This window comes from Aquamicrobium sp. (assembly GCF_023954335.1).
Lineage (GTDB): Bacteria > Pseudomonadota > Alphaproteobacteria > Rhizobiales > Rhizobiaceae > Aerobium.
Map to the genome: position 1 here is coordinate 145492 of NZ_JAMLIE010000004.1, position 14697 is coordinate 160188.

Below are 14697 nucleotides of genomic sequence, written 5' to 3' on the forward strand. Positions count from 1 at the left end.
CGCGTTGTCGCCCGATTGTGAGAGGCAGTTCGCAGTGAAGACAGATCGCAGTTTGCCGCGTGGCCGTGCGCCGCTTTTCGTGGGCGTATCCGCCGTCTGCGCCGCCGCGCTCTTGTCCGGCTGCATGAGCTCGCCCACCTACGGCACCGACAAGACCGCCGGCCAGCAGCTTTTCGAGGACGTCACCGGCGTCGTCTCCACCGAGGGGCTTACCGGCCGCGGCCGCGAATCGGAGATCGCCTACAAGCCGAGGCCGGAGCTGGTGCGCCCCGCCTCGCTGGAAGTCCTGCCCGAGCCGCAGCGCGACCTCGTCACCGCCGACAATTCAGCCTGGCCGGAATCGCCCGAGCAGCGCCGCGCGCGCCTGCGCGCCGAGGCCACCGCCAACCAGGACAACCCGAATTACCGCTCGCCGATCGTCATGAGCGGCATCGTCACCAGCCAGACCCCCGAGATGACCAAGGAGCAGCGTCAGGAGTTCCTGCGCCGCAAGCGCGAGGCCAACCAGGGCAGCGCCAACGAGCGCAAGTACCTGTCCGAGCCGCCGGTCGAGTACCGCGTGCCGAACGCCACCGCCGCGGCCGACGATCTCGGCGAGGACGAGTGGAAGAAGCAGAAGCGCGGCCAGAAGGCCGCCGGCAAGTCGTCCTGGCGCGACCTCCTGCCCTGGTGACGTGACAAAAGCGTAGCCGCGGGGCGTAACCCCGGTCAGAACGACAGCGGCTCGTTCTCCTTGACTTCCTTGATGACGAAGAAGGTGCGGATCTGGCGCACGCCGGGCAGCGCGATGAGCTGGCGTGTGTGCAGCCGGTTGAAATCCGCCATGTCGCGCACGCGCACCTTGATGAGATAGTCGAAATCACCGGCGACGAGGTTGCAGTCCAGCACCTCCTTCATCCCGGCCACCGCGCCCTCGAACGCGCCGAAGCTTTCCGGCGTCGAGCGGTCGAGCACCACACCGACCATGACCAGCGCGCCGAGCCCAACCGCCGCCGGCGCGACCTGCGCCTTGACCCCGGTGATGAACCCCTCGTCGAACAGGCGCTGCGTGCGGCGGTGGCAGGTGGCCGGGCTGACATTGACCCGCGCCGCCAGCTCGGCATTGGTCAGCCGGCCGTCGCCCTGCAGGGCGCGCAGGATTTTAAGGTCCGTGCGGTCCAGAGCCTGCGCGGAAGAATCTTTCACGATTTCCATTTTTCCTACCTTCAGAACACCGCTCTGCCCGATCATACGTGGAGTTCGAAAGCTTTGCAGGCCGAATTCGAGAGCACCTTTCATCGAAATTCTCCTATCGTTGCGACTGGATAACCAGCCACTCACGGGAGAAATCGGCCGATGTCGCTGCTCGAAAAATTCGAACGCTACCCCCTCACCTTCGGCGTCACGCCGATCGAGCACCTGCCGCGCCTTTCGGCCGCGCTCGGTGGCAAGGTCGAGATCTACGCCAAGCGCGACGACTGCAATTCCGGCCTCGCCATGGGCGGCAACAAGCTGCGCAAGCTCGAATACATCGTGCCCGACGCCATCGCGTCGGGAGCCGACACGCTGGTCTCCATCGGCGGCGTCCAGTCCAACCACACCCGCATGGTCGCGGCGACCGCCGCCAAGATCGGCATGAAGTGCGTCGTCATCCAGGAGAAATGGGTGCCGCATTACGACGCCGTCTACGACCGCGTCGGCAACATCCTGATGACCCGGCTGATGGGCGCGGATTCGCGCCTCGTCGACGACGGCTTCGACATCGGCATCCGCAAGAGCTGGGAAGACGCGATCCAGTCGGTCAAGGACGCGGGCGGCAAGCCCTATCCGATCCCCGCCGGCGCCTCGGTCCACAAATATGGCGCGCTCGGCTATGTCGGCTTCGCCGAGGAAGTGGCTGAGCAGGAAGAAGAACTCGGCTTCAGGTTCGACTACATCGTCGTCTGCGTCGTCACCGGCTCGACGCAGGGCGGCATGATCGTCGGCTTCGCCGCGCAGAACCGCGCCGACCGGGTGATAGGCATCGACGCCTCCGGCACGCTCGACCAGACGCGGGCGCAGGTGCGCCAGATCGTCGACAACACCGCCGAGCTGGTCGGCCTCGGCCGCAAGGTGCGCGAAGACGAGATCGTCATCAATCCCGACTATGCCTATCCGGCCTATGGCGTGCCGTCGGAGGAGACCAACGAGGCGATCCGCCTCGCCGCCCGCACCGAGGCGATGATCACGGACCCGGTCTATGAGGGGAAGTCGATGCAGGGGCTGATCGACCTGACGAAGAAGGGCTTCTTCCCCGAGGGCTCGCGCGTGCTCTACGCCCATCTCGGCGGCGCGCCGGCGCTCAACGGCTACAGCTACTATTATCGCGAGGGGTGAGGTTTGCCGGGGGCGGCATACTCGCACCCCTTTGGCGCCGCCCCTCACCTGCCTGCCGGCATCCTCTCCCCGCAAGCGGGGAGAGGAGAGACTGCCGTGACCTTGCCGCTTCTTCCTTCTCCCCCTTCACGGGGAGAAGGTGGCCCGAAGGGCCGGATGAGGGCGGCGCGGAAGGCTGCGGGTTCTCGCTCCGTCTATTTCGTCTTCATCGCCGCCGCGAGCGCCGCACCCAGCGCGCCCTGCCCGCCGCCGTCGCGCGGCTGGCCCGTGCGGCTCTGCGCCCCCCGGTTGCCGGGCGCGGCATGCGCAGGCTTGTTGCCGCCGGGACGCTCGCCCTGCCTCGGTGCTGGCGCGCCGTCCTTGCGCATCGACAGGCCGATGCGTTTGCGCTTCACGTCGACCTCGACCACGCGCACCTTGACCACGTCGCCGGCCTTGACCACCTCGTGCGCGTCCTTGACGAAGCGGTCGGCGAGTTGCGAGACGTGGACGAGCCCGTCCTGATGCACCCCGATGTCGACGAACGCGCCGAAGGCGGCGACGTTGGTCACGGTGCCTTCGAGCAGCATGCCGGGCTTCAGGTCCTTGATGTCGTCGATGCCGTCGGCGAAGGTCGCGGTGCGGAAGGCCGGGCGCGGGTCGCGGCCGGGCTTGTCCAGCTCGGCGATGATGTCGCGCACGGTCGGCAGGCCGAACCGCTCGTCGGCGAAGACGCGCGGGTCGAGCGCCTTCAGCGCCGCGCTGTCGCCCATCAGCGTGCGCACGTCGCGGCCGCAGGCGGCGACGATCCGGCGCGCCACGCCGTAGGCTTCGGGGTGGACGGCCGAGGCGTCGAGCGGCTCGTCTCCGTCGCGGATGCGCAGGAAGCCGGCGCTTTGCTCGAAGGTGCGCTGGCCGAGCCGGGCCACCTCCAGAAGCGCCTTGCGGCTCCTGAACGGGCCGTTCAGGTCGCGATGGGCGACGATGGCCTCGGCCAGCGACGCGCCGAGGCCCGACACGCGCGCCAGCAACGGCGCGGAGGCGGTGTTCAGGTCGACGCCGACCGCATTGACCGCGTCCTCGACCACAGCGTCGAGCGCGCGGGCGAGGCGATACTGGTCGACGTCGTGCTGGTACTGGCCGACGCCGATCGACTTCGGCTCGATCTTGACCAGCTCGGCCAGCGGGTCCTGCAGGCGCCGCGCGATGGAGACGGCCCCGCGCAGCGACACGTCGAGGCCGGGAAACTCGGCCGCCGCCGTCTCCGACGCCGAATAGACCGACGCGCCGGCCTCCGAGACGATCACCTTCAGCGGCTTGGGTCGTGACTGATCATTCGGCATGTCGGACAACATGTCAGCCACCAGCCGCTCCGTCTCGCGGCTGCCGGTGCCGTTGCCGATGGCGACGAGCTCGACGCGGTGCCTGGCGATCAGCATGGCGAGCTCGCCCTGCGCGCCGCGCACGTCGTTGCGCGGCGGGAAAGGATAGACCGTGGTCGTCGCGAGGAGCTTGCCGGTGCCGTCGACCACCGCGACCTTGACGCCGGTGCGGATGCCGGGATCGAGCCCCATGGTCGGGCGCGAGCCGGCCGGGGCGGCGAGCAAGAGGTCCTTCAGGTTGCGGGCGAAAACGTCGATCGCCTCCTCGTCGGCGCGCTCGCGCAGGTCGCGCATCAGGTCGAGCGACAGGTGGAGCGACAGCTTCACCCGCCACGCCCAGCCGGCCACCTCCATCAGCCAGCGGTCGCCCGGCAGGCTCGCGCCGATCCCGTAGGCGGCGGCGATCGTCCGCACCACCGGCTTGACCGGCGAGGTGTCGTCGGCGTCGACCTCCAGCTCCAGCGCCAGCACGTCCTCGTTGCGGCCGCGCAGCATGGCGAGGGCGCGATGGCTCGGCACGCTCGCCCAACGCTCGGTGTGGTCGAAATAGTCGGAGAACTTCGCGCCGGCCTCCTCTTTGCCGTCGAGCACGCGGGCGCGCAGCACGGCGCGCTCCTTCATATGGGCGCGCAGCCGGCCGATCAGCTCGGCGTTCTCGGCGAACCGCTCGGCGAGGATGTCGCGCGCGCCTTCCAGCGCCGCCTTCGCGTCCGGCACCTCCCCGGCCACATAGGCGGCGGCCAGCTCGGCCGGGTCGGCGGCGCGGGTCGCAAGGATGGCTTCGGCCAGCGGCTCGAGGCCGCGCTCGATGGCGATCTGCGCCTTGGTCCGGCGCTTCGGCTTGTAGGGCAGGTAGATGTCCTCGAGCTCGGCCTTGGTCGGGGCGCTCGCGATCGAGGCTTCCAGCTCCGGCGTCAGCTTGCCCTGCTCGCGGATGGAGTTGAGGATCGTGTCGCGCCGCGCCTCCAGCTCGCGCAGATAGGCGAGCCGCTCGGAGAGCAGGCGAAGCTGGGTGTCGTCGAGCCCGCCCGTCACCTCCTTGCGGTAGCGGGCGATGAACGGCACGGTCGAGCCTTCGTCGAGAAGCCCGATCGCGGCCTTTGCCTGCTGCGGCTTCGCGCCGATCTCCTCGGCGATGCGGGTGGCGAGATGTTCGATGTCTGCGGCCATGGTTCTCACGGAATCGGGACGGGGCCGGCACCATAGGGCGTTTGCGCCGGCGTTCCTACCGGATCAGCGACACGTTCCTGTGGCCCATGGCGTTGAGGAGCAGCCGCACCGCGAGCAGCACGACCATGATGGTGGCGATGATGCAGACCGAGAAGGCCGCCGCCTGGTTGGTCGCGCCGCGATCCTGGAGATAGAGCACGGAAACGGCCGCCATCTGCGTGTTCGGCGTGATCAGGAAGATCACCGCCGACAGCGTCACCATCGAGCGCATGAAGAAGAACACCGCGATGCCGATCAGCGTCGGGAACAGCAGCGGCAGCGTCACCTTGGCGAAGGTCTGCGCCCGGCTGCCGCCCAGCGTGGCCGAGGCCTCGTCGAAGCGGCCGCTGATCTGCTTCATCGAGGTTCCCGAGATCAGGAAGCCGTGGGCGTGGTAGTAGTAGACGTTGGCGACGGCGATGATCACCAGCGTGCCGTAGATGGCGTAGACCGGGTTCGCGGGATTGTTGAAGGCGAGGATGTAGCCGAGCCCGAGCACCATGCCCGGCACCGCCGCCGGCAGGATCGACAGGAAGTAGAGCGCGCGCGTCGCCGGCGACGGGAACTTCTCGATCACATAGGCCGCCGCCGTCACCGCGGCGACGCCGATCCCCGCCGCCATCACCGAGACGTAGATCGAGTTCCACAGCGGCTGGATGCCGTTCTGGACGTCGAAGGCGTAGTGGCGCAGCGAGAAGGTCATCCGGTACGGCCACAGATGCACGAAGGAGGCGAAGACGACGACGAACACGATCGACAGGATCGCCGCCGAGATCAGCACCGCCACGGTGAGCAGCGCGCGGTCGCGCAGCCGGTCCTTCTGCGGGATCAGCGGCTTGGAATGCTCGTTGATCAGCGAGAACTGCTTGGCGCTGACGCGCTTCTCGACGATGGCGGCGAGCGCCGCCGGGATGAGCAGCACCATGCCGATCACGGTGCCCATCTCGAAATTGGCCTGGCCGATGACCTGGTTGTAGACCTCGGAGGCGAGCACCGTGTAGTCGCCGCCGATGACCATCGGGTTGCCGAAATCGGTGATGACGAGGGTGAAGCAGACGAAGATCGCCGCGGCGAGGCCGTAGCGCGTCGCCGGCAGCGTCACCGTGCGGAAGGCGCGCCACTTCGAGGCGCCGAGCATCTCCGCGCTCTCGTAGATGCGCGCGTCGGCGACGGCGAGCGCGGCCGACAGGATCAGGAAGGCGTAGGGGAAGACGTAGAGCACCGAGGCGATGACGATGCCCCAGTAGCCGTAGAGGTCGATGCCGAGGCCGAAAGTGCGGTTGATGAGGCCGTTGCGGCCGAACAGCAGCACGAGGCCCTGCGCCTGCACCAGCGACGGCGCGAACAGCGGCAGCACCGCGATCAGCCGGAAGAGGTTGCGCAGCGGCATGGTCGAGCGCTGGACGGCGTAAGCGAAGGCATAGGCGAAGACGATGGCCAAGCCCGCGCTGACGAAGGTGACGGCGAACGAGTTCCAGGTGATGCGCAGGAACCGCTCATTGCCGAGCATCGCCGCATAGTTGGCGAGGCCGAACCCGGACGGCGTCGAGAACGAGCGCCCGAGGATGTGGGCCAGCGGATAGAGCACGAACAGGATGAGCGGGATGCCGACGATGACGGCCGGCAGCATCCGCGCCAGCCCGCCGCGATTCTTCCTTCGACGGCCTGCCGCGACCGTCCGGTCTGCGGTGGCGACGCTCATTCGAGCACTTTGATGGTTTCGCGCGGCAGCTCGACCGCGATCTGCGGGGCGTTGGCCAGCTCGCGGAAGGCGTGGCCGGGAATCTCGGCGACGATGTCGTTGTCCGCGCCCTCGACGTCGAGCACCAGATGGGCGAGGTTGCCGAGATAGATGATGTTGCGCAGCCTGGCCGGCAGGAAGCCGTCGCCGGCCGCCGCAGCGCCGGCATGGAGGCGCACGTCCTCCGGCCGGATGCCGATCAGTTTCACGCCCTGCCGCTCCTCGGGGAGCGCGACCGGACGGCCGGCGAACCGGCCGCCGTCGAGCGGCAGCACGTTCATGCGGCCGATGAACTCGGCGACGAATTTCGAGGCCGGGCGGTCGTAGAGCTCGCGCGCGGTGCCGACCTGGGCGATGTGGCCGGTGTCCATGACCACGATGCGGTCGGCCATGGTCAGCGCCTCCTCCTGGTCGTGCGTCACCATGATCGTGGTGATGCCGAGCCGCTTCTGGAGGTCGCGGATCTCGAGGCGCAGGCTCTCGCGCACCTTGGCGTCGAGCGCCGACAGCGGCTCGTCGAGCAGCAGCACGTCCGGGTCGGGCGCCAGCGCGCGGGCCAGCGCGACGCGCTGCTGCTGGCCGCCGGAAAGCTGCGACGGCAGCTTGTGGGCATGGTCGGACAGGGCGACGATGCGCAGCATCTCGGCGGCGCGCGCCTCGATCTCGGCGCGCGGGCGCTTGCGGCATTCGAGGCCGTAGCCGACATTGCGCGCCGCCGTCATGTTGGGGAACAGCGAATAGGACTGGAAGACGACGCCGAAATTGCGGTTGCGCGCCGGCGTCTCGGAAAGGTCGCGCCCGTCGAGCGTGACCGTGCCCTCCTCGGCCAGCTCTAGGCCGGCGACGATGCGCAGGAGCGTGGTCTTGCCGCAGCCGGACGGCCCGAGGAAGCAGATGAACTCGCCGCGTTCGACGGTCAGCGAAATGTCGTCGAGCGCAACCGTGTTGCCGAAGCGCTTCGTCACATGGGTCAGAGCGAGCGTCACACCATTTTCCCGGGGGCTGCCTGTAAGAGAACGGCCGGACGCGGCGGCAAGCGCCGCATCCGGCCTGTTTGTCGGAACGTCGGAGCCTAGCGCTCGAGCTCGCGCTGCCAGCGCTCCAGCACCGGGCCGCGGTTCTCGGCCGACCAGGCGAAGTCCATGTTCCACATCACCGAGGCGATGTCCTCCGGCAGGCCGGCGGCCTTGAACTTCTCCGGCATCGCGCCGCCCTTGGCGGTGACGATTTCCTTCCAGTTGTAGTACTCGTTCACCGCGTTCTCGGACACGGTCCAGTCGAGGAAGCGCTTGGCGGCGTCCTTGTTCTTGGAGCCGGCCATCAGCGCGTTGGCCTCCAGCTCGTTGCCGGCGCCCTCGGCGGGGATGACCATGGTGATCGGATATCCCTCGTCGATGTTCTTGATCGCGCGCAGCGCGAACGAGGCGCCGATGGCGAACTCGCCCTCGCTCGCCGCGTTGCAGGGGCGCGAGCCGCTCTTGATGTACTGGGCGATGTTGCCGTCGAGGTCCTTCAGGTACTGCCAGCCCTTCTCCTCGCCCATCATCTGGATGATAGAGGCGATCATCAGGTAGCCGGTGCCCGAGGACGCCGGGTTCGGCATCACCACCTCGCCCTTGTAGACCGGGTTGGTGAGGTCGGCCCAGGAGGTCGGCATCGGCAGGTTCTTGTTGGCCAAAACCTCGTTGTTGACGCAGAAGGCGGCCATGTAGCCGGTCGTGGCGAACCACTTGCCGTCCTTGTCGCGGAACTGCTCGGCGATGCGGTCGATCCCGGCCGGCTGGTACGCTTCCAGCAGCTCGCCGATGCGCGGATCGATCATCGAGGTGACGGCCCAGCCCCAGATCACGTCATGCTGCGGGTTGGAGGCCTCGGCGAGGATGCGCGCGTGCAGGTCGCCGGTCGACAGGCGCAGCACGTTGACGTCGAGGTCGGGCAGGTCCGCCTTGGCCTTGTCGAGGAAGGCCGCGATCTCGTCCTCCTCGTAGGAGGTGTAGACCGTGATGGCATCGGCATGGGCGGCGGAAAGGCCGATGGCCGTGGAAAAGGCCAGTCCGGCCAGCGCGGCGCGCACCATGCTGCGGGCGGAATTCTTGGTGTCGGTCATGAATGGCTCCCTGTGCCCCTGATTGTTTACCGGATCGTCCGAGGGCGGACGCCGGCCTTCTCCCGTTTTCCGGTAACGGTTTTATGACACTCTATGTCATGCAGGGAAAGCCGGACAAGCCGGTGGCGCGCAAAATCCGGTGCGATGCCGGCTAAGGACATGCCTGCCGGGCGCGCGCTAGCCCTTGGACAGCGCCACGACCGGGTCGAGCTGGGAGGCGCTGCGGGCGGGCAGGAAGCCGAAGCCGACGCCGATCAGGCTGGAGCACAGGACCGCGGCCACGATCGATGCCGTCGAGTAGACGAGGCTGAAGGACGAGCCGAAGGCGGTGAAGACGACGCCGAAGGCGAGCGCGGCGGTGACGCCGAGGATGCCGCCGATCAGGCACACCAGCACCGCCTCGATCAGGAACTGCTGCATGATGTCGGACTGGCGCGCGCCGACCGCCATGCGCACGCCGATCTCCGCCACGCGCTCGGACACCGAGACCAGCATGATGTTCATCACCCCGATGCCGCCGACGATCAGCGAGATGACGGCGATGGCCGAGATCAGGAGCCGCATGGTCTGGGTCGTCGAGGTGATGGTCTGGCGGATGTCATCGGTGTTGACGATGAAGAAGTCCTTGACCCCGTGGCGTTGGGTCAGGAAGTCGGTGACGGCCTGCTCGGCAAGGCCCGTGTCGACGTCGTCGGCGACGCGGACCGTGATCGAGCGCAGCGACATCGAGCCGAGGAAGCGCGCCTGCACCGTGGTGTAGGGCGCGTGGATGGTGAGGTTCTGTCCCCCGCCGCCCGGACCGCCCTGGCTGGCCCGGACGACGCCGACGATGCGCAGCGGCACGGTGCCGGCGAGCACGGCCTGCCCGAGCGGCCGGGCGGCGGAATCGGGGAACAGCGTGTTGCGCGTGTTCTCGTCGATCACCGCATCCTGCGCCATCGCGCGCACCGCCTCGGCGTCGAAGAAGCGGCCCTCGAGAAGCGTGACGCCGGCCGCGTCGAAATACTGCTCGCCGACGCCGTTGACCTGGGCGTTGGCCTCGATGGCGCCGAAGCGCGCGACGGTCGACGTCTGCACCGTCGGCGTGACGGCGGCGACGTAGGACTGGCGCGCCAGCGCCTCGGCGTCGCCGACGACGAGCGTGGTGATGCGCCCGGAGCGGGTGTCGCCGAAGCTGGTGCCGGCGAAGATCTGCAGCGTGTTGGTGCCGAGATTGGAGATGTTCTCCAGGACCCGCTGGCGCGAGCCCTCGCCCAGCGCCACCACCGACACCACCGAGGCGATGCCGATGATGATGCCGAGCATGGTCAGGAACGTGCGCAGCCGGTGCGCGGCCATGGCGACCAGCGCCATGCGGAAGGATTCGCGGAAGCGGTTGCCGAAGCCCGCGAAGAACCCCTGCCGCCCGGCCGCCTCGGAGTGGTCGTCCGGCGCAGCCGCGGGCGCGGGCGCGCGTTCGTTTCGCGTGTCGGAGACGATGACGCCGTCGCTGATCTCGATGATGCGCCCGGCGCGCGAGGCGATCTTCATGTCGTGGGTGACGATGACGACGGTGCGCCCCTCGGCGTGCAGCTCGTCGAGGATGCGCAGCACCTCCTCGCCGCTGTGGCTGTCGAGCGCGCCGGTCGGCTCGTCGGCCAGGATGACGTGGGCGTCGTTCATCAGCGCCCGGGCGATGGAGACGCGCTGCTGCTGGCCGCCGGAGAGCTGGCCCGGCCGGTGATGGGTGCGGTCGCTCATGCCGAGCCGGCCGAGGAGCGCGGCGGCGCGCTCGCGGCGGGTGGCCGGCGTGCGCCCGGCATAGACGGCCGGGATCTCGACATTGGCGAGCGCGGACAGCTCGGCGAGAAGGTTGTAGCGCTGGAAGATGAAGCCGAACCGCTCGCGCCTCAGCGCGGCCAGCTCGTCGGCGTCGAGCTCGGCCGTCTCCTGCCCGTCGATGCGGTAGCTGCCCGAGGTCGGCCGGTCGAGGCAGCCGATAATGTTCATCAGCGTCGACTTGCCGGAGCCCGAGGCGCCGACGATGGCGACCATCTCGCCGGCGCCGATGGCGAGGTCGATATCCTTGAGCACGGCGATGGTGCCCTCGCCCGAAGGATATTCGCGCCTGATGTCCTTCAGCGCGATCAGCGGCGAAGCCATCGTCAGAAACCCATCGGCCCGAAGCGGCGGCCCGAACCGCCGCCGCCGGACGCGCGCCCCTCGGCGGCCTGCCCGGTGACGACCGTGTCGCCTTCGGAAAGGCCCTCGAGCACCTCGGCCGTGACCTTGTCGTTCAGCCCGATCCTGACCTTGCGCCGCGCCACCAGCCCGCCGGGCTCCAGCACCCGCACGCTGTGAAGCCCTTCGCCGTCGCGCTGGCCGAGCGCGGCGGCGGGTATGGTCAGGACGCCCTGCACGCGGCCGAGGACGATGTTGACCTGCGCCGTCATGTAGGTGCGCAGGCGCCCGTCCGGGTTCGGCACGTCGAAGATGCCGTTGTAGTAGATCGCCGAGGTCGAGGACGAGGACGACGTCGCGGTCGCCGCGATCGAGCTGTCGGAACGCACCGATTCCGGCGCCGGCTCGATGGATTGCAGCACCGCCTCGTAGCGCGTCTGCGGCTCGCCGAGGATGGTGAACCAGAGGTCCTGCCCCTCGCGCACCTTGACGATGTCGGCCTCGGATATCTCGGCCTGCACGGTCATGGTGTCGAGCTGGCCGAGGATGACGATGGTCGGCGTCGACTGGTTGGCGTTGACCGTCTGCCCCTCCTGGCTGACGATCGACAGGACGGTACCGTCGATGGGGGCGGTGATGCGGGTGTAATCGAGATTGGCTTGGGCCGTGCGGATGCCGACCTCGCCCTGCGCGATCTGGGCGTCGAGCGCGTCGATCTGCGCCCGCGTGACGGCGACGGCGGCGGCCACGCTGTCATACTCGGCCTGCGAGACGGCCCGGCGCGCCAGCATCTGGCGGTAGCGCTCCAGCGACTGCTCGTTGAGCGCCAGCGTCGCCTCGCGCTCGCGCTTCTGCGCCTGCGTGCTGGCGAGCGCGGCCTCGGCGATCTTCAGCGCGTTCTCCTGTGACACCGAATCGATCTCGGCGATCAGGTCGCCGGCCTTGCCCCTCTGGCCGAGCGAGACCCCGACGGAGGTGATGCGGCCGGACACCTGCGCACCGACCGCCACCAGCCGCGACGGCTTGAGGATGCCGCTCGCCAGCACCGTCTCCTCGACGTCGCCGCGCGCGACCGTTGCGGTCAGCAGCGTGGGAGGCTGGACGGCGAAGAAGTGCTGCCAGGCATAGTAGCCGCCGGCGGCGGCGAGGGCGAGCGCGACGAGCGCCGCGAGGATCCGCAAGAGCCTACCCACGCCCTGCGTTTCCCGACCCGACGATGGACGATCCGATGCGCATGTCTTTCTCCTGTCGGCCTGTCGGTCGGGAAGCAACCAGCCTCAGATAGGCGGTGCCACCCCGGCAGGCACGGGTGAAGCGGTGCGGCGAACCGTCCTCCCCCGCAGGCCTCGCCGAAGCGGCCCTGCGACCGGAAAGCGCCAGCGCGCCTTATAGGCGCAAACATGGTCGCATCATGTCGGCCCGCCCGATTCGAGGCATCCCATATAAACAAGGGCTTGCCTGACCGCCACATCGAGATCGGTGCGCGGCTCGGAACCGATCAGGCTGACGAGCCTGCTGTTGTCGAAGCGCATGGGATAGTGCCAGAACGGGGCGATCTCCGCCGCCTCGCGCGGGAAGCCGCCGAACGGCGAGAGCAGCCGCATCAGCCACCACGGAAAGCGCCATTCCGGCAGATCGCGCCCGGCGGCGCGGCGCAGGGCGTCGGTCAGCATCGTGCCGGTCTCGTCGTAGAGCCCCTCGAACTGGAGGCGCTCGAACGGCGCGAGCCGCTCCTCAGCGTCCATCAGTCGCGCGAAGGCCTCGGCGAGGTCGGGAAGATAGGCCCAGCTATGGCCGCCGCCGCGCGTCAGCCGCACGATCCGCCGCACCGGCCTGCCGCGCGCGATCATCGCCTGCGTGAACCAGCTCGAGCGCGCGCCGGGACCGAAGAAATCCCCGGCGCGCAGGATGAGCGAGGGCACCTCGGGCGCGGCGCGCTCCAGACGCCGCTCGAGCTCGACCCGGACCGCGCCCTTGCGGCTCGTCGGCTCCTGCGGCGTCGTCTCGTCGACGAGCGGCGCGCGCGCCGGATCGTAATTGTAGACGGTGCCGGGCAGCACCACGCGCGCGGCCCTGCCGCCGGGATTCGCCGCGCGGGCCGCGGCGATCGTATTGTCGATCATCGGCAGGACCAGCGTCTGCCAGTTGCGGTAGCCGGGCGGGTTGACGGCATGGACGATGGCCCGCACGCCCGACGCGGCGCGCATGACGTCGTCGCGGTTCATCGCGTCGCCCGCCACCCATTCCAGCGCCGCCGGGTTTTCCCGGCGTGCCTTCTCGACATCGCGCGCCATGGCGCGCACCGTCCAGCCGTGGCGCAGCAGGGCGTCAGTGATGGCGCCGCCGACCCCGCCGCTCGCGCCAAGGACAAGGGCCAGTCTCTCGCTCTCCATCGGGCATCTCCTTGCGGTTCCGAAAGGGTGATCGCAAACCGGCGTCGCCGGTCCATGGCCTCACCCTGCACCCGCACCGCTTGCAAGGAAATTGCAAGAATTCCCCTATCTGCTAGGAGATAATCTATGAGCAGAGCGATCTCGTGGGATGGCCAGCGCGCTTTTCTCGCCGTGTTGGAGGAAGGCAGCCTTGCCGGCGCGGCGCGGCGGCTGGGCGTCTCGCACGCCACGGTGCGCAGCCGCGTCGAGGCGCTCGAAGCCGCGCTCGGCGCGACGCTGTTCACGCGCTCGGTCAACGGCCTGACCCCGACCGACGCCGCGCGGGCACTGCACGACCCCGCGCACCGGATGGCGCTCGCCTCCGAGCAGTTCATCCGCCAGGCCGTCGCCGCGCCGGACGAGGCCGCCGGCATCGTGCGCGTCAGCGTGCCGGAGTTCATGGGCATCGAGGTGATCCCGCCGATGCTGGCGCGGCTGCGCGCCACCTTTCCCGCCATCCGCGTCGAGCTCGTCCTCAGCAACGCCCCGGCGGACCTCATCTCGCAGGAGGTCGACGTCGCGGTGAGGATGATCGCGCCGGCGCAAGGGGCGCTGGTGGCAAAGAAGGTGGCGGCGATCCCGCTCGGCCTGTTCGCCTCGGTCGATTATCTCGACGGGCGCGGCATGCCGCAGGTGCCGGACGACCTCGCCCGCCACGACCTGATCGGACCGGACCGCAACCGCAGCGATCTCGCGCTGGCGGAAAGGTTCGGCGCGATGTTCCGCCGCGACCGCCTCGTCATCCGCACCGACAGCCACCCGGCCCAGATCGCCGCCGCGCGCGCCGGGCTCGGCATCGCCGTGATCCAGGTTCCCGCGGGCGAGCGCGACCCGCGCCTGCGCCGCGTCCTGCCCGACCTCGTCATCGACACGCTCGACACCTGGATCGTCGCGCATGAGAACCTGCGGCGGGTTCCGAGGATACGCGCGGTGTTCGACACGCTCGTCGCCTCCTTCGCCGAAATGGGCGGGAAGACGGGCCGCTGAGATCGGCACCAGCACAGCATGAGAGTTCCCACCGGATGACGCAAGCAAACGACGCACCCGCGCCGGGAGGAGCGGCAATTGCCGCCTCTCCGCGCAAGGTGATCCCCGGTAAAATTCCGCTTTCGCCAACCAATTGAAAAACCTGAAAAGTCCGATTTTCCATCTTCGGTCTCGACTGTGGAAAACGATGCTGCTCAAGCTGCTCTCGAGCGGTAAAAATTCTGGACGCAACAGCAAATCCGCAACCGCGTACCAATCCGCCGGACCATTCGGATTGACATCGTAGATTTTATACAATACACCTCAGATCAAGAAGCCGGCCAAGCAAGCAGCCCGACAGGCGCC

11 protein-coding genes are annotated in these 14697 nt (G+C 68.7%); 3 read left to right on the plus strand and 8 right to left on the minus strand.

Going from position 1 to position 14697, the window contains the following annotated elements; translation table 11 throughout:
• Positions 1-79 precede the first annotated feature (79 nt).
• A complete protein-coding gene (locus tag M9945_RS20310; RefSeq protein ID WP_367928708.1) occupies positions 80-673 on the plus strand; it encodes a hypothetical protein in 594 nt (197 codons plus the stop codon).
• 35 nt (positions 674-708) lie between these two features.
• Here the strand turns inward: M9945_RS20310 and M9945_RS20315 are convergent, their stop codons facing one another.
• Complete coding sequence (locus tag M9945_RS20315) at positions 709-1185, minus strand: Lrp/AsnC family transcriptional regulator (protein WP_367945979.1); 477 nt, start codon at positions 1183-1185, stop codon at positions 709-711.
• A gap of 150 nt (positions 1186-1335) precedes the next feature.
• On the opposite strand from M9945_RS20315, the gene M9945_RS20320 reads away from it, so the two are divergent.
• Positions 1336-2355 carry a 1-aminocyclopropane-1-carboxylate deaminase gene (locus tag M9945_RS20320; protein ID WP_367945980.1) on the plus strand — a complete coding sequence of 340 codons (1020 nt, stop codon included), beginning with the start codon at positions 1336-1338 and terminating at the stop codon, positions 2353-2355.
• Between the two features lie 194 nt (positions 2356-2549).
• Here the strand turns inward: M9945_RS20320 and M9945_RS20325 are convergent, their stop codons facing one another.
• The 7 genes from M9945_RS20325 to M9945_RS20355 all read right to left on the minus strand — a co-directional run bounded on the left by M9945_RS20325 (position 2550) and on the right by M9945_RS20355 (position 13326).
• Entirely contained in the window at positions 2550-4886 is a 2337-nt protein-coding gene (locus M9945_RS20325) for a Tex family protein (RefSeq protein WP_367945981.1), read from the minus strand.
• 55 nt (positions 4887-4941) lie between these two features.
• The gene (locus M9945_RS20330) at positions 4942-6627 is read right to left on the minus strand and encodes an ABC transporter permease subunit (protein ID WP_367945982.1); all 1686 of its coding nucleotides are present in this window, start codon (positions 6625-6627) and stop codon (positions 4942-4944) included.
• Entirely contained in the window at positions 6624-7652 is a 1029-nt protein-coding gene (locus M9945_RS20335) for an ABC transporter ATP-binding protein (RefSeq protein WP_367945983.1), read from the minus strand. Before M9945_RS20335 ends, M9945_RS20330 begins: the two co-directional genes overlap by 4 nt.
• 86 nt (positions 7653-7738) lie before the next feature.
• Positions 7739-8773: an ABC transporter substrate-binding protein gene (locus M9945_RS20340; protein WP_367945984.1), complete on the minus strand. Its 1035-nt coding sequence runs from the start codon at positions 8771-8773 to the stop codon at positions 7739-7741.
• A gap of 177 nt (positions 8774-8950) precedes the next feature.
• Positions 8951-10915 carry a MacB family efflux pump subunit gene (locus M9945_RS20345; protein WP_367945985.1) on the minus strand — a complete coding sequence of 655 codons (1965 nt, stop codon included), beginning with the start codon at positions 10913-10915 and terminating at the stop codon, positions 8951-8953.
• Between the two features lie 2 nt (positions 10916-10917).
• A complete protein-coding gene (locus M9945_RS20350) occupies positions 10918-12126 on the minus strand; it encodes an efflux RND transporter periplasmic adaptor subunit (protein WP_367945986.1) in 1209 nt (402 codons plus the stop codon).
• 216 nt (positions 12127-12342) lie between these two features.
• Positions 12343-13326, minus strand: coding sequence for an NAD-dependent epimerase/dehydratase family protein (locus M9945_RS20355; RefSeq protein ID WP_367945987.1), 984 nt, complete (start codon positions 13324-13326; stop codon positions 12343-12345).
• A 126-nt stretch (positions 13327-13452) separates the two neighbouring features.
• Between M9945_RS20355 and M9945_RS20360 the strand changes: the two genes are divergently transcribed.
• On the plus strand, positions 13453-14352 hold the full coding sequence (locus M9945_RS20360; RefSeq protein ID WP_367945988.1) for a LysR family transcriptional regulator: 900 nt from the start codon (positions 13453-13455) through the stop codon (positions 14350-14352).
• Positions 14353-14697: the final 345 nt, after the last annotated feature.